This is a genomic window from Streptosporangium sp. 'caverna' (assembly GCF_003203775.1).
Taxonomy (GTDB): Bacteria; Actinomycetota; Actinomycetes; order Streptosporangiales; family Streptosporangiaceae; genus Streptosporangium; species Streptosporangium subroseum.
On sequence record NZ_CP029711.1, the window covers coordinates 2,857,757 to 2,873,849 of the forward strand.

At 70.3% G+C, this 16,093-nt stretch carries 9 protein-coding genes and 1 pseudogene; 6 read left to right on the forward strand and 4 right to left on the reverse strand.

From position 1 onward, the window contains the following. Positions 1-29 precede the first annotated feature (29 nt). Positions 30-1,880, forward strand: a complete 1,851-nt coding sequence (locus DKM19_RS12600; protein ID WP_162641450.1) for a hypothetical protein — start codon at positions 30-32, stop codon at positions 1,878-1,880. Between the two features lie 310 nt (positions 1,881-2,190). Here DKM19_RS12600 and ileS read toward each other — a convergent pair whose 3' ends face one another. Further along, on the reverse strand, positions 2,191-5,355 hold the full coding sequence (gene ileS / locus DKM19_RS12605; RefSeq protein WP_110695857.1) for an isoleucine--tRNA ligase: 3,165 nt from the start codon (positions 5,353-5,355) through the stop codon (positions 2,191-2,193). Positions 5,356-5,826: 471 nt separating this feature from the next. On the opposite strand from ileS, the gene DKM19_RS12610 reads away from it, so the two are divergent. Genes DKM19_RS12610 through DKM19_RS12620 form a run of 3 tightly spaced genes read left to right on the forward strand, consistent with a single transcriptional unit; the run spans position 5,827 to position 7,725 of the window. Next, positions 5,827-6,234, forward strand: a complete 408-nt coding sequence (locus tag DKM19_RS12610) for a TraR/DksA C4-type zinc finger protein (protein WP_089206274.1) — start codon at positions 5,827-5,829, stop codon at positions 6,232-6,234. Beyond that, a complete protein-coding gene (locus DKM19_RS12615; protein WP_239514213.1) occupies positions 6,198-6,803 on the forward strand; it encodes a signal peptidase II in 606 nt (201 codons plus the stop codon). Before DKM19_RS12610 ends, DKM19_RS12615 begins: the two co-directional genes overlap by 37 nt. Further along, positions 6,796-7,725, forward strand: coding sequence for an RluA family pseudouridine synthase (locus DKM19_RS12620; protein WP_089206142.1), 930 nt, complete (start codon positions 6,796-6,798; stop codon positions 7,723-7,725). Before DKM19_RS12615 ends, DKM19_RS12620 begins: the two co-directional genes overlap by 8 nt. A 190-nt stretch (positions 7,726-7,915) precedes the next feature. On the opposite strand, the gene DKM19_RS51580 is transcribed toward DKM19_RS12620, so the two are convergent. Further along, the gene (locus tag DKM19_RS51580; protein ID WP_239514214.1) at positions 7,916-9,541 is read right to left on the reverse strand and encodes a serine/threonine-protein kinase; all 1,626 of its coding nucleotides are present in this window, start codon (positions 9,539-9,541) and stop codon (positions 7,916-7,918) included. 403 nt (positions 9,542-9,944) lie between these two features. Here DKM19_RS51580 and DKM19_RS12635 point away from each other — a divergent pair, with 403 nt between their 5' ends. Next, on the forward strand, positions 9,945-10,781 hold the full coding sequence (locus DKM19_RS12635; protein WP_204358770.1) for a transporter substrate-binding domain-containing protein: 837 nt from the start codon (positions 9,945-9,947) through the stop codon (positions 10,779-10,781). Positions 10,782-10,859: 78 nt separating this feature from the next. Here DKM19_RS12635 and DKM19_RS12640 read toward each other — a convergent pair whose 3' ends face one another. Beyond that, entirely contained in the window at positions 10,860-13,115 is a 2,256-nt protein-coding gene (locus DKM19_RS12640; RefSeq protein WP_162641451.1) for a serine/threonine-protein kinase, read from the reverse strand. A gap of 48 nt (positions 13,116-13,163) precedes the next feature. Next, positions 13,164-15,275, reverse strand: coding sequence for a serine/threonine-protein kinase (locus tag DKM19_RS12645; protein ID WP_110695859.1), 2,112 nt, complete (start codon positions 15,273-15,275; stop codon positions 13,164-13,166). A gap of 317 nt (positions 15,276-15,592) precedes the next feature. On the opposite strand from DKM19_RS12645, the pseudogene DKM19_RS51585 reads away from it, so the two are divergent. After that, positions 15,593-16,090: pseudogene (locus tag DKM19_RS51585) on the forward strand (3-deoxy-D-arabinoheptulosonate-7-phosphate synthase); the annotation flags it as partial. Between the last annotated feature and the right edge of the window lie 3 nt (positions 16,091-16,093).

Sequence of the window (16,093 nt, forward strand, 5' to 3'; positions counted from 1 at the left end):
CCCCCTTGATCCGCACCAGGAGTTTTTCTGTGATCCTTGTCAGCGCTGGCTTGGTGCTCACGGCCATCGTCCTGCTTATCGCGGGGTTCGTGCTGGGCCAGGCATATCTGGTCATGTGGTCGATCGCGATCAGTCTTCTGTCCGCGGTCTTCCTGGTGATCGGGGCGTTGTTGCGCCGCCACGAGTTGTTCCCCGGCGGGCACGCCGGGGCTGCTCCGGCCTTCCCCCAGAAGGGGCCGGTTCCGGCCGGACCGCTGCCCGCACCGCACATGATGCCGAACCAGACCTCTCCTCACCCCCCGCAGATGATGATGCCGCGCGGCATGCAGCAGACGGCGACCGTCGCGGCCCAGCCACGGGTGAGTCCGATGACCAGGCCGGTCCCCGCCGCGAGGCAGGGCCCCCTGGACGACGGGGCGATCGTGCTGGTGATCCCCGGACGTAAGCGCTATCACGTCGCGGGATGCCGGCAGCTGGTCGGCAGGGATCATGAGGAGCTCACTCATGAGGAGGCACGGGAAGAGGGCTTCACGCCCTGCACCACGTGCCTACCGGAGTCCATCGCCGGGACGCAGCCGCAGGACGCCCCCGCAGGAGCGCAGGAGCCCGTCAGGCCCCTCCAGCAGGCGGCTTCCCAGGAGTCCAGCTCCTCCGGCGCCCCGCGAGAGCCCGGTCATCACGAGGCCACCGCCAGATTCACGTCCCCGTACAAGCCTGTCGCCTCGCCCGCAAGGCAGGAGACCTCGTCCGCCAGGCAGGAGAGCCCGCTCGCCGGGCAGGAGACCTCGGCTTCCGGACAGGAGACCGTCGTTCCGCCGGCCAGGCCCTACGCCCACCCTCCGGCGGCGCAGACATCCCCTTCGGAGCCCGGGCGGACACGTTCCCAGGAGCCGGGGGAGACGCGTCCTCAGGAGCCGGCGAGCCCGCCGCTCCGCACCGGGCAGTCCGCCGTCCCGTCGTTCTCGTTCCTGTCGCCGTCCATTCCGGAGATCCCCCCGGCCGAGTCCGAGGCGACCAGCTGGTTCAACCGCGACGCGGTCGCGCCTGAGGAGTCCGGCACCGGAGCCCCGGCGAATCCCGATCCCGAGCTCGTCAAGCCTGGATCGCCCGCCGAGTCCGAGCCGGCCAAGCGAAAGCCCGCCGAGCCCGGATCGCCCACGGCGGCCGAGTCGTCGACCAGGTCTGAGGCATCGGCCCGGTCCGAGGCCTCGGCCGAATCTCCGGCGGCCAAGCCGGAGACCCCCGAACCCGTCAAGTCTGAGGCCGCCGGGTCCACGTCCGTCAAGCCTGAGGCTTCCGGATCCCAGGCGGTCGAGCCTGAGATAGCCGAATCTGAATCCGCCGCGTCCGAGACCGCTTCTGCCAAGGGGGAGGCCCCTGAGGCGCCCTCCGAGGTGAAGCGGAAGGCTCCCGCCGTGCCCGCGCCCGCGGAACCGGCGGACGAGGTCGCCGAGTCCGTGGAATCGGCCGAGACCGCACCCGGGCGCGCCGGGCAGCCGGTTCCAGCCGACCTCACCCCGTCGGAGTCCGCGGCGGCCGAGTCCGACGAGGCCGCGGAGCCGTCCGCTCAGAAGGCTCAGGAAAGGGTTCCGTTCGAGGATCGCGATGACGACGACACCTCCCCGGGGGGCATCCCGGTCGTCTGGGATCAGCCGGGTTCGGCAGATCCGGAGACGGAGCCCGGCCAGGAGACGGCGTCCGACGCCGAGCCCGGCCCGAAGCGGGAAGCGGTCAAGGTCATCGCCGGCACCCGACGCTTTCACGACTCCGACTGCCCTCTCATCAAGGGCATGGGCGGCAGTGGCGTCGAGACCATGTCCCAGAGCGAGGCCGAGGACGCGGGTCTGACCAGCTGCCCCATCTGCCTGAGCGATCACTAGCCCGCGCCCGCCGGCGGCTCTGCCGTGGGCGGCGCGTCCCCGGCGTCACGAGCGGGCGGAGGCTCCGGACGCCCGTGACCCGGATCGGGACACGGGCGAGCCGTAGAAGCGGATCGGGACACGCGTGAGCTGTAGAGGTGGATCAGGACACGCCTGAACCACGCGCGGGCCGCGGAAGCGGATCAGGGTACGTCTGAACCGCGCGGGCCGCGGAGACGGATCAGGACACGCCGGCACATGAGAAAGGGCCCCGGGACTCCCGGGGCCCTTTCTCATTCGTGGATCCTGCCCGCGGTCGCCCGCGGATGGGTCAGACCGTACGGCGGAGCTGGAAGGTCAGGCCCAGGTCGGCGTCCTGCAGGACGGGGAGATCATCCGTGGCGCCCTCGGTGAGGGACACGGCGAGGACCTCGTCGGCCACCGTCCGGCCCTGGGTGCGGAGGGCTTCGGCCAGGTCCGCGTCACCGGTGGACCACCACACGTCGATCCGGTCGGAGATGGACAGGCCGGTGGACTTGCGGGTGTCCTGGAGCAGGCGGATGACGTCGCGGATCAGACCCGAGCGGCGCAGGTCATCGGTGATGGTCAGGTCGAGGGCGACGGTCTCGCCGGTGCCGGTGTCGACGGCTCCGGTCTCCACCGCCCAGCCGGACATCGGCTGCTCGGTGACGATCACGTCCTCGGTGGTGAGCTCCACCGTGCCCAGCTCGCCCGCGTCCACCGAGACCGGCGAACCCGAGCGGAGCACGTGAGCGAGCTTCCCGGCGTCGGCGGAGGTGACGGCGGCGGCGACCAGCTTGGTCTGCGAGCCGAACCGCTTGCCCAGCGCCCGGAAGTTGGGCTTGACCGTGAAGGAGACCAGGTCGGACTCGACGCCGGACAGGTCCTCCAGGCCCTTCACGTTGAGCTCGTCGGCGATCAGCTCGCGCAGCTCGGGGGAGAGCGCGGCCCAGCCGCGAGCGCCCACCAGGGCGCGGCCGAGCGGCTGGCGGGTCTTCACCCCGCTGGAGGCGCGGGCCGAGCGGCCCAGCTCCACCAGGCGGCGGACCAGTGCCATCTGCTCCGACAGAGCCCCGTCCAGCAGGTCGTCGTTGACCGCCGGCCAGGTGGCCAGGTGGACCGAGACGGGGGCGTCCGCGTCGCGGAGCACGTCCCAGACGTAGTCGGTGGTGAACGGCACCACCGGCGACATCAGCCGGGTGACGGTCTCCAGGCACTCGTACAGCGTGGCGAACGCCGAGGCGTCACCGGACCAGAACCGGCGGCGGGAGCGCCTGACGTACCAGTTGGACAGGTCGTCGAGGAACTCCGCCAGCCGCCGCCCCACCCGGGCGGTGTCGTACTCGTCCATCGACGCGGTGACCTCGGCCACCGTACGGTGCAGCTCGGCCAGGGCCCAGCGGTCGATGAGCGGGCGCTCGGCGTACGGGGGGGCCTCTTCGAGCTTGGACGGCGACCAGGACTCGGCGTTGGCGTAGAGGGTGAAGAACGACGCGGTGTTCCAGTAGGTCAGCAGGACCTTGCGGACGATCTCCTCCAGGGCGCCGTGCCCCACCCGGCGGGCCGCCCACGGCGAGCCGCCGCAGGCCATGTACCAGCGCAGCGCGTCGGCGCCGTGCTGGTCCATCAGCGGGATCGGCTCCAGCACGTTGCCCAGGTGCTTGCTCATCTTGCGGCCGTCGTCGGCGAGGATCAGGCCGAGGCAGAGCACGTTCTCGTACGACGACTTCTCGAAGACCAGCGTGCCGACCGCCATCAGCGAGTAGAACCAGCCACGCGTCTGGTCGGTGGCCTCGCAGATGAACTGCGCGGGATAGGCCTCCTGGAGCATCTCGGCGTTCTGGTGGGGGGCGCCCCACTGGGCGAAGGGCATCGAGCCCGAGTCGTACCAGGCGTCGATCACGTCCGGCACCCGGCGCGCCTCGGCGCCGCAGGTGGGGCAGGGCAGCGTGACGTCGTCGACGTAGGGGCGGTGCGGGTCGAGCGCGGAGACGTCCTGGCCGGACAGCTGGCTCAGCTCGGCCATCGAGCCGACGCAGGTGATGTGCTCCTCGTGGGCCGAGCAGATCCAGAGCGGCAGCGGAGTGCCCCAGTAGCGTGAGCGCGACAGCGACCAGTCGACGTTGTTGCGCAGCCACTCGCCGAAGCGGCCCCACTTGATCGTCTCGGGGTACCAGTTGGTCTTCTCGTTCTCGGCGAGGAGCTGGTCCTTGATCGCGGTGGTGCGGATGTACCAGGCGGGGAGGGCGTAGTAGAGCAGCGCGGTGTGGCAGCGCCAGCAGTGCGGGTAGCTGTGCTCGAAGTGGCCGCCGCGGTAGAGCAGGCCGCGTGCCTGCAGGTCCGCGGTGAGGCCCTCGTCGGCGTCCTTGAAGAACTGGCCGCCGACCTGGGGGACGCCTTCCAGGAAGCGCCCGTCGGGGCCGATCGGGTTGACCACGGGCAGGCCGTACCGCTTGCAGGTCGTCAGGTCGTCGGCGCCGAAGGCGGGCGCCTGGTGGACCAGGCCGGTGCCGTCCTCGGTGGTGACGTAGTAGCCGAGCACCACGTAGTGCGCGCCGGGGATGTCGACCAGGTCGAAGGGACGGGAGTAGGTGGTGTGCTCCAGATCCGCGCCCTGGAAGGCGGCCAGCACCTCGGCGTCCTCGCCCAGTGCCGAGACCAGCAGCGGCTCGGCCACCACCAGCACCTCGTCGGAACCGGCGGGGCGCGCCGCGACGTAGGTCACGTCGGGGTGCACGGCCACCGCAGTGTTGGAGACCAGCGTCCACGGGGTGGTGGTCCAGATCAGCAGGGAGGCGCCGAGATCGGCCAGCGGGCCCGAGGTGGCGGGCATGCGGACGTAGACGGACGGGCTGCTGACCGTCTCGTAGCCGCCCGGCTGGCCCAGCTCGTGGTCGGACAGGCCGGTGCCGCAGCGGGGGCAGTACGGCGTGATCCGGAAGTCACGGGAGAGGAGATCCTTGTCGAAGATGACCTTGAGGGACCACCAGACCGACTCGATGTAGGCGGGGTCCATCGTCCGGTAGGCCTGGGACAGGTCGATCCAGTAGCCCATCCGCTCGGTCATCTCTTCGAAGGCGTCCACGTGCCGCAGCACCGACTCGCGGCACCTGGCGTTGAACTCGGCGACGCCGTACGCCTCGATGTCCTTCTTGCCGGTCAGGCCGAGCTCTTTCTCGACGGCGACCTCGACGGGCAGGCCGTGGCAGTCCCAGCCGGCCTTGCGGGGCACGTTGAAGCCCTGCATCGACTTGTAGCGGGGAAAGAGGTCCTTGAAGACGCGGGCCTCGACGTGGTGCACGCCCGGCATGCCGTTGGCGGTGGGCGGGCCCTCGTAGAAGACCCAGTTGGGACCGCCCGCGTTCTGCTCGACCGAGCGCTCGAAGACCTTGCCGTCCCGCCAGCGGTCGAGGACCTTGTGTTCGAGGGCGGGAAGATCGATCTGCGCGGGAAGAGAACGGAAATAGGCGGACATGGCGAGCGGGACCTCCACGCTGGTGCGGGCAGTGGCGTGGAGGGACGAGACCCTTCGGGCCCCGCGGTACCACCCTCCTTGACCCTCGCTGGGAGGGCCCTCTTCCTTGGATCTGCTGCCGGGTCTACTGGGTCTGTGAAAACCGTTCTTCCGGCGGCTCCGGGGTGATTTTCCCTCCGCGTCTCGCCCCGGGCTCACACCGTCCCCGGGTCGCTCGTGCGAGGGGGCACGGAGGTAGCTGTCCCCATCAACGCCTTGCAGCCTCAAACGATAACGCAAGGGCTCCCCCGAAGCTTCCCGATTTCGAGGGGGCTCAGGCGGAATCAGGAGGAAGGGGGCGGATGTTACGGGAGTGGTAAACATTACGGCGGGTCGTTTGCCGTTCTGTTATATGAGATCTAAGCTGCCCGCACCGTTTACCACTTTGGATACGGTCCGATCTCGAGTAAGGAGGCCGACATGGCCGCGACTGTGCGCGCCGATGAAAGCGCTGTAGTGCCGTCGTCGAACGGTGCCGTCGTCACCTGGTCGGCCAAGGAGCTCGCGGAGGTTCGCGAGCAACTGGCCACGGAGATCGAGGAGCTGAACGGGGAGATCGCCAAGTCCGAGTCGGAGATCGCGTCGAGCGATGTCACCGACGGTGCGGGGGACGACCAGGCGGATGCCGGGGCCAGGACATATGAACGCGAACGCGAGATCGCCCTTACCCTGAACTCACGCGACCTGGTCGCGCAGAACGAGCGAGCGATCGCCCGGATCGACGCAGGGACCTACGGAGTGTGCGAATCGTGCCATCAGCCGATCGGAAAGGAGCGCCTGCAGGCGTTTCCGAGGGCGACGCTGTGCGTGGCCTGCAAGCAACGGGAGGAGCGCCGCTGACCGGTGACACCGTTGACGGGGCGGCTCCGGCCGCCCCGCTCGCGGCGCGCCGGGTCGGCGTGCTCGCGGTGATCGTCCCCATCGTCTACCTTCTCGATCTCGTCACGAAGACGATCGTGCTGAAGACGCTTGAGGGCAAGGAGCCGTTTGTCGTCATCCCCGACGTGCTCCAGTTTCGAGTGATCTTCAACTCCGGGGCCGCGTTCAGCCTCGGCGCCGGCATGACGATCGTCTTCACGATCGTCGCGGCAGTGGTCGTGGTGGCCATCCTGCGCACCGCACGCAACCTGCGCAGCCTGCCGTGGGCGATCACGCTGAGCCTGCTGCTCGGCGGAGCGCTCGGCAATTTGACCGACCGCGTCTTCCGCTGGCCGTCGGGCTTCGGCAGGCCCTCGCCGTTCCAGGGGCACGTCGTCGACTTCGTCGAGACCTTCCCCGGGCACTTCGCCGTCTGGAACGTGGCAGACTCGGCAATTGTCTGCGGCGGAATCCTGGCCGTCTTCCTCGCCTGGCGGGGCTACCAGATCGACGGCACGCGCGACATAAGAGAAGAGAAGAAAGATGGCTGAACAGCGGAGTCTCCCGGTTCCCGAAGGGCTGGAAGGCGAGCGCCTCGACGCGGCCCTGTCGCGGCTGTTCGGCTTCTCCCGCACCCGCGCGGCTGAGCTGATCGTCGCCGGTGACGTGCTCGTGGACGGCTCGCTCGCGGCCAAGTCCGACAGGGTCCACGGGGGTGCGTGGCTGGAGGTGACGCTGCCGCCGCCGCCCGTCGCGCCGATGCCGGTGGCCGAGCCCATCCCCGGCATGAAGATCGTCTACGAGGACGACGACATCGTCGTCGTGAACAAGCCCATCGGGGTGGCGGCCCACCCGACCACCGGCTGGACCGGGCAGACGGTGATCGGCGGCCTGCTCGGCACCGGGCACCGGGTGTCGACCAGCGGCGCTGCCGAGCGCCAGGGCATCGTTCACCGCCTGGACGCCAACACCACCGGCGCCATGGTCGTGGCCAAGAGCGAGCACGCCTACTCCCACCTGAAGCGGGCCTTCAAGGAACGCACGGTCGAAAAGCACTATCACGCGCTGGTCCAGGGTCACCCCGACCCGTCGCGCGGCACCGTGGACGCTCCGATCGACCGCCACCCCTCGGGGGACGGTCGCTGGGCGGTCGTGGCCGGAGGCAAGGACTCGATCACCCACTACGACACGATCGAGGCGTTCCGCGCGGCGTCCCTGCTGGACGTCAAGCTGGAGACGGGCCGGACCCACCAGATCCGGGTTCACATGTCGGCGCTGCACCACCCGTGCGTCGGCGACCTGATGTACGGCGCGGATCCCACGCTGTCCGCGCGCCTGGGCATCACCCGGCAGTGGCTGCACGCGGTCTCCCTGGCCTTCGAGCACCCGTCGACGGGGGAGTGGATCACCTTCACCACCGAATATCCGGAGGACCTGTCCCACGCCCTGAAGGTCCTGGGCGGAGAGTCCTAGCGGCTCTGACGGGACCATCCGGAGGATCTGCCGCTCACGTCCTGATGGTCCTTGGGCGGAGAGGCCCTGGCGGGATTACCCGCCAGGATCTGCCCCACATCGTGAAGGTTCTAGCGGGTCTGCCGCTTCCTTGGGTCTGCTCTTCCTGCCCGTTCCCGCCGGGGCCGCCGGTCGTGCCGCCGGCCCGGCTCTAACCCTCGCCTCGGGGGCCGAGGGCGGTCCCTTCCTGGGGGGCGGGCTGAGCGGCCGAGCCGGCCTGTCCCGAGTCCTCCCCGGAGCCGTGCCCCGAGCCCGAGTCCTGCCCCGAGCCCTGGTCGGCGTTCTGGCCGGGGTCGTCCACGGAGCCTTCTCCGGAGTCTCCGGAGTCGTCCCCCGAGCCGTTTCCCGGGTCCTTCCCCGGGTCGTCCTGAGAGGGCTTGCCCGACGGCTTGCTCGTGGGTTTGCCAGAGGGGTCGCCCGAGGGCTTGCTCGTGGGTCTGCTCGTGGGCTTGCCCGACGGGTTGGCCGATGGGGCGGGCCTGTCCCAATCGGACCTGTTCGGGGCCGGACCGTAGTAGGGCTCGCTGGGGGCCTGCCTCGTCCTGGTCGGTGCGGGATCGTCCTGCACGGGCAGTTTCGCCTCCTCGGGCTTGTTCTCCGAGGTGGTTTTCCGCACGGGAGTGCTCGGCAGGGCCGGTGACTCCACCGGGCTCGTCGAGGAGGAGTTCGAGACGACCCAGGCCATCCCGGCCGAGGTCAGGGCGATGGCGAGCGCCATCGCCATGACGGCGAGCAGCACCGGGCGCCGCCGTCGCCCGGTGGAGGTCAGGATGGGCCCGGGGTCCGACGCGATGGACGGCTCGTCCATCGGCGCCGCGTCATGTGCAGGGTTCTGCGTGGGGCCGTCCTGTACGGACGACGGTGCGAACGACGGCATCGACGGCGCCACCGGGATCGGGGCCGCGATCCGGGTGGGGTCCGCAGCGGAGAGATCGATCGGCACGGTGGGCTGCGGGGCGGTCCCGTTCACGATCGCCCAGAGATGGGTCTGCGCCTCCTGCGCGGACATGCGCTCCGCCGGGTCCTTGCGGAGCAGGCCGAAGATCACCGGGCCCAGCGATCCGGCGAGCTTCAGCGGCGCCGGATGCTGGTGCATGACCGCGCTGAGCGTGGCCAGAGGATGGGCCCGCTCGAAGGGTGAACGCCCTTCGACCGCCACGTAGAGCGTCACGCCGAGCGACCACAGGTCGGAGGCGAACTCCGCGGGCCCCCCGCTCGCCCGCTCCGGCGCGATGAACGCCGGGGTGCCGATGAGGGAGCCGGTCTTGGTCAGCGAGGAGTCACCCTCGAGGACGGCGATGCCGAAATCTGTCAGCACGGCCCGTCCGTCGCCCGCGAGCAGCACGTTGTCCGGCTTCACGTCACGGTGCAGGACACCCACGTGCTGGGCCGCGAACAGCGCCCCGAGCACCTCGATCCCGATCTGGGCCACCCGCGCCGGCGGCAGCGGCCCGTCCTCCCTCACCACGGCTCCGAGGGTGCGGGATTTCACCAGCTGCATCACGATCCACGGGCGCCCGTACTCCTCGATCACGTCGTAGACCGTGGCGACGCCCGGATGCCCGACCCGCCCGGCGGCGCGGGCCTCCCTGAGCGTCCGCATGGTGAAGATCTCGCGCTCGGGACCGGTCAGGTCAGGAGAGGGAATGATCTCCTTGACCGCGACCTCCCGGCCGAGGACCTCGTCGCGTGCCCGCCAGACCGTTCCCATGCCTCCGCTGCCGATGCGTTCCAGCAATCGGTAACGGGCCCCGATGATCTCCTGCGAGTCGGACATGTGCCTCGAGTACCCCCAGATGAGGTCAACAATCCGTATACACGGTATCCCGCGATGAGGGAAGTGCTGGTACGGCCTGCTCCGTTGTCGTGTCCCGGAGGCCTTGGCCCCGCGCGGAAGGGCCATTCTACGAGGAGTCCACGGTGGGAGTGATCCATTGGTAGATCTTTGATTGCAATCGTATCGTGATCGACCGGCCGGAGCGTTCCTGGTCGCGGAGCACGGGTTTGGGGGGCCGCTCGCCCGAATAAACCCATCCTCACCGGATAAACCACCGGGAGGGTCTCCCGCGCCGAGCTGGAAACGGTCTGAAAATCATTCGGGGGACGGCCGGCCCGGTGCGGGCTTTTCCCGCCCTTCCCGGCATTTACTCGGGTGGAGAGGCGATCGGAGGGAGTGACCTGTGAGCGTGAGACGACGCGTTGCCGTCCTGTCCGCCCTGGCTCTTTTCCTGGGCGTGGGCATGGGCGTGGGCGCCACGACCGCGGGCTCCGCCCTCGCCACCGAGCGGCCGGGGCCGTCTCCGGTGCGCTCGGGCACGCTGCTCGACGAGGTGCCGCACAGCGGGGAGCTACGCGTGTGCACCACCGGTGACTACCGGCCTTTCACCTACCGGGACCCGAGGACCGGCGCGTACAGCGGCATCGACATCGACATGGCCCGGGACCTGGCCAGGAGCCTCGACGCCAAGGTCGAGCTCACCCCCACGACCTGGGGGAGCCTGGTCGCGGATCTGGCCGCGGGCCGCTGTGACATCGGCATGGGCGGGATCTCGGTGACCCTGGACCGGGCCCGTGAGGCGGTGTTCAGCGAGCCCTACCGCACCGACGGCAAGACGCCGATCGTGCGGTGCGCGGACAAGGACAGGTACGGCACGCTGGGGCAGATCGACCGGTCCGGCGTGCGGATGATCGTCAATCCGGGCGGGACGAACGAGACGTTCGCCCGCGCGCACCTGCGCCACGCGACGATCGCCGTGCACCAGGACAACAACACGATCTTCGACGAGATCGTGGCCGGGCACGCGGACGTGATGATCACTGACGCCAGCGAGGCGCTCTACCAGGCCAAACTGCATCCGCAGCTGTGCGCGGTCCACCCCGACCGGCCGTTCACCTTCGCCGAGAAGGCGTATTTACTGCCGCGCGGTGACCAGGAGTTCGCGAACTACGTGGACGAATGGGTGCACCTGCGCACCCACGACGGGACCTACCGGCGATACGCGCGGCCCTGGCAGTAAGTCCTCAATGGGTCCTGGCGGCAGGAAGGCGCGCTCCCCGCGGCCGGACCACTCCCGGGCCGGGCCGGAGGAGTGCCGTCACGGCTTGGGCTTGAAGGTCGCGGTGAACGTGTCGAAGAACGCCGGGTCCCACTCGGAGTCCGGGCTCTCCCAGTAGATCGCGTACGGTATCTCGGAGGCCGTGTGGAACCCCCGATCGAGGACGTGCGTCCGGACGCCCTTCTTGAGGTAGAGGAACTCCCAGTCGGCGGCGGCCACGCCGCGATAGGTCAGCAGGGTGATGCGGATCCGCTCGTAGCCCGGCCAGAGGTTCTTGGCCGTCCCGGCCTTCTCGACCTTCTGCCAGTGCCTGACGGGGTCCTTCTCGGAATCCTCGGTCGACTCGATCCACAGGAAGGCGTCCGAGTCCGGATCCCGGAACTCCACCCGGTCGCGGTCGGGAAACCGCCTGGCGCTCCAGCCCCTGGGTATCGCGACGGTGAAGCCCATCGAGTCCCGGTGCATTTTCCAGCCCGGGGGAATGGCCTGGCCGGACGGGGTGGGAGTCGCCTTGCGGGTCTTCGAGGGACGAGGAGAGGGCTCGGCGGCGCGGTCATCGGGGAACGTGGCCGTGGACACCGGCCGGTCGCCCTGGCTCGGCGTGTCGTCCGGACCGCCGGTCAGCAGCCAGACGCCGACTCCGATCACCGCCACGAGGGCGGGCACCCCGATCAGGATCGCGATCCGCTCCACCGGCGGGCGCCGGTGGAGAAACCCGCTCACGGCGCCGGTGGGCAGACCTCGATGCGATCGGGAAACCGGATACGGGGGCTCGGCGCCGTGGGGCGGCTGCCCGGAGCGTGTGGGCGCGCCCCGGTACGACGGTTCGCCGCCATACGGCGACTGCTCGGAGTACGAAGGTCCGCCCCGGTACGACGGTTCGCCGCCATACGGCGACTGCTCGGAGTACGAAGGTCCGCCCCGGTACGACGGTTCGCCGCCATACGGCGACTGCTCGGAGTACGAAGGTCCGCCCTGGTACGGGGACTGCGCCGGGTTGCTCCTGTAGGCGGGCTGCCCGGATCCCGCCGGACCGTCCTGGTGGTCGGGCCGGCCCGGTTCGGCCGCCCGACCCCTGTAGGCGGGCCGTCCGGGCTCGGCGGGACCGCCCTGATAGGCCTGCTGCCCGAGATGGGCGGGCCGCCCCGGCCCTGCCGGACCGCTCTGATGGGGCCGGCCCGGTTCGGCCGCGTCACCTCGGTAGGCGGGTCGTCCGGGTTCCGCCGAGCCGTTCCTCCCCGGATCGCCGGGGGAGTGCCGCAGGCGCCACGCGCTCGCCGCCCCGGCCGGAGGGGCCTGATGAGCGGGCCCCCCGGCGTACGGCGACCGGGATTCGTACGGCGGCTCGCTCCGATGGGCCTCGGCGCCCGGGGGGGACGACTGGGAGGGGCGTGAGGCGAAGCCGTGATCCGCCGACGGCGCCGACGGCCCGTCCGCGTCGAGGAGGCTCCTGTGCCGGGAGGCCTGGTTTCCGGGTCCGGAGGCCTGACCCGAGGACACGCGGTTGAGCAGGGCCTCGGCCTGCTCGGGGTCCATCCGGGCTCCCGGGTCCCTGGACATCAGACCGAGGATCACGACGGAGAGGGGCCCGGTATACGTCATGGGGCTGGGCTCGCCGTGGAGGACCGCCTGCATGGTCGCGGCGGCCGTGGACCGCTCGAAGGGCGGACGGCCCTCCAGGGCCGCGTACAGGGTCGCCCCGAGGGACCACAGGTCCGACAGGGGGGTGGCCGCCAGGCCGTGGAGCCGTTCGGGGGGCAGGAACGCCGGGGTGCCGACCATCCCGCCCGTCCGGGTGATCGCCGTCTCGTGCGTCATCGCGGCGATGCCGAAGTCGGTCAGCACCACCCGGCCGTCGTCGGCAAGCAGGACGTTCTCCGGCTTGACGTCGCGGTGCAGCACGCCCGAGGCGTGCGCCGCCCGCAGCGCGCTCAGCACGTGCAGGCCGACCGAGGCCACCTGGCCCGGCGCCAGCGGCCCGTCCTCGCGGATGACCGCGCCCAGCGACCGCGACCGGACCAGCTGCATGACGATCCAGGGCCGGCCCTCCTCCTCGACCACGTCGTGCACGATCACCACGGATGGATGGTCGAGCCGCCCGGCGGTCCTGGCCTCCCGGATCGTCCGCCGGTTCAGGTCGGCCCGGGCGCTCTCGTCGACCCCGCGGTAGCGGACCTCCTTGACCGCCACGATCCGGTCGAGAAGCTCGTCATGGGCACGCCAGACGATGCCCATCCCACCTTCACCGATGGGTTCGAGCAGACGGTAACGGCCCGTGACCTTCCGTTCGGTCAATTCCTCTCGCCCCCCAGGCTCATGCATCGTCGTCGGTCAGGACACCGCTCACTTCTTCGACGAGAAGGTCTTGGCGAATCCCTCGAAGAGGGGCAGGTTCTTCTTCCAGTTGGAGGCGAGGGTGTGCCAGTAGATGGCGTAGCCCCGGCCGCCCTTCTTGGCGATGAACCCCCGGTTGATCACCCGGGCCTTGCCCGCGTTCATGTTCCAGGTGAACTCCCAGTCGGCGGCCTTCACCATGTAGTCGACCTTCTCGATCCGAATCCGTTTGTAGCCGGGGAAGTTGCCCCTGCTGTGGGGCTCCTGCTGCTCCCAGTCCTTCTTCGGGTCCGAACCCCCCTTGTCGACGTACTCGATCATCAAGTAGCTCACCGAGTCGCTCGGGCTGCGGAACCGCACCTGCTTCCCGTTCCGCCTCTCCACGTACCACCCCTTGGGCAGGCCCACCGAGAAGCCGTTGCCGTCCTTGTGCATGTGCCAGCCGGCGGGAAGCGCGGACTTCTCCTTCTCCTTCGTCTTGGTGGGACTCGGCGAAGGAGACGGTGAGGGCTTCTGCTCGGGCGTGCTCTCCGGAGTCGTCTCGGCCGGGCCGCTCGGCGCGTTCGACCCGGTCGGCCCGGTCGCGCCGTTCGGCCCGTCCGAGCCGCTCGGGCGCGCCTGCGACGAGCCGGTGCCCTGGTCCTCGGTGGTCTGGCCACTGCGCAGTCCAAGCCAGCCCGCGACCACCCCGACGACCAGCAGCGCGGGCAGGACCACCAGCAGGCCCCGCTTCATCGGCGCCCGCGGCACGTTTCGCGAGGTCGCCGTCATCATCCTCTGGAAGGAGGGATCCTCGGTCCCCGCGTCGTCGGAGGAGAGCTCGGAGTACCCCTTGGACGGGGCGAGGGGTTCGGGCCGCGGGGCCGGGACGGGCTGCCGTATGGGCGGGAAGGGGTTCGGCCGGCCTCCGGGAGCCGGGCGTACCGGCGGCTTCGGCTCGGGCCTGGGTGCGGGAACGGAGCTCTGCCGCGCCGGCGGGGCGGTCTCCGGCCGTGCGGACGAAACGGCCTCCGGCGGGGCGGGTTTCCGCTCCGCCTCGGACGCGGGCTTCTGCCGTGCCTCCTCGGCCGGCGCCTTCGCGGCGGGCTCCCGAGACTTTTCCCGCGGGGGAGAGACGGGGGCCTTGGAAGGCGCCGGTACGGCGACGCCCAGCTTCGCCCCCGTGGCGGGGAAGCCCTCGGCCCGGAACTGGATCCCCGGATCGGTCTCTGCCGTGGCCGAGGTGCTTGCGGGGCTCATCACGGCGGGCATGACGGACGTCTTGGCGGGCTGATCGGGCTGCTTGGGCTGTTTGGGCTCGCCCTCGGCCACCGCGCGCAGCAGCCGCTCGGCCTCGTCGTAGTTCATGCGCAGGGCCGGATCCTTGCGGAGCAGCCCCTCGAGGACCGGGGCCAGCCGTCCGGCGTTGACCGGGGTCTCGGGCTCGTCGTTCAGGATGGCGTGCATGGTCGGCAGCGCCCCGCCGCGATCGTGCGGGGGCTTGCCCTCCACCGCCGCGTACAGCGTCGCCCCGAGGGACCACAGGTCGGACTCACGCTGCGCGGTCGCGCCCTTGATGCGCTCCGGCGGGATGAACGCGGGGGTTCCGGCGATCCCGGTCATGGTCAGCGCGGTCTCGGTCTCGAGCGTCGCGATGCCGAAGTCGGTCAGCACCACCCGGCCGTCGTGGGCCAGCAGGACGTTCTCCGGCTTGACGTCCCGGTGCAGCACTCCCTGGGCGTGCGCGGCACGCAGCGCGTCCAGGAGCTGGAGCCCGATCTCCGCCACCCGTTCGGGCGGCAGCGGACCGTCCTGACGCATGACCTTGCCGAGGGAGCGGGACTCCACCAGCTGCATGACGATCCAGGGCCGTCCGTCCTCCTCGACCACGTCGTGGACCACCACGACGTTCGGGTGCGTCAGTCGCCCGGCGGCGCGCGCCTCACGCTTGGTGCGCCGGTTGAAGTCCTCCTGGTTGTCCTCGCCGAGCATGTCGGCGTAGCGGACTTCCTTGATCGCGACTTCGCGGTCGAGGAACTCGTCGTGGGCCCGCCAGACGATGCCCATGCCACCTCGGCCGATGGCTTCGAGCAGGTGGTAGCGGGAGGCGACCCGGCGCCCCTCAGGCTGTGCTTCGGCCATCAACCGCCTTACCTCCTTCTAAACCCCCGAATACTCTCATAGCCAAGTAAAGTGATCGACTTAAACGGGGTTTTGGAGTCCACACTTTGAGATGCGGTGTCCGGCAGGTGGCAGGTGGCGGGGACATGGCTTATCGTTGGGCGCATGACTTGCTGTTCAGCGTTTATCGTGCCGGCTCCGGAGGGCCGGTCGTGACAGCGTGATTCAGTGACCATCCGGAGCCGGCACGAGGCAGAGACACATCGTCTCTGCCTTTTCTGTTTTCTGACGAACCCGCCGGCTCGCGGGATGTGCGCCGGCTGACCATGGGAGCCGAGATGTCGTTGACCGCACGCCTGGAGCGTGGAGCCGTGGAGCTGGGAACACTCGCGGTGGGGGCGGGACCCGTCGTGGTGATCGGCGGCGCCGGGGCGGACGCCCGCTGGATCAACCTGCGTGACCACCACGGGCGCGTCCCCGCGGCCGAATCGGTGGCGGCGGTCCGCGCCGACTGGTCCGGGCCCGTCCTGGTGGAGCCGTTCTCGGTGGCGGATCTGCCGGAGATCGCCGCGAACGCCGCGGGCGTGGTGGTCGGCGCGGCCTGGATGCAGGACTTCCAGCTGGTCCGCGCGGTCGCCCGGCTCGGCCTTCCCGTGCTCGTCCAGCGTGCCCCCTCCGCGACCCTGGAGGAGTGGCTGGCCATCGCCGACTACTGCGTGGCCGAGGGCAACGACAGCGTGGTGCTCTGCGAGAGCGGCAGCCGTACGCACCTGGGCGGGGTCACCCTCGACCTGGCCCTGATGCGCGCCGCCCGTGAGAAGTCCGGCCGACCCGTCCTG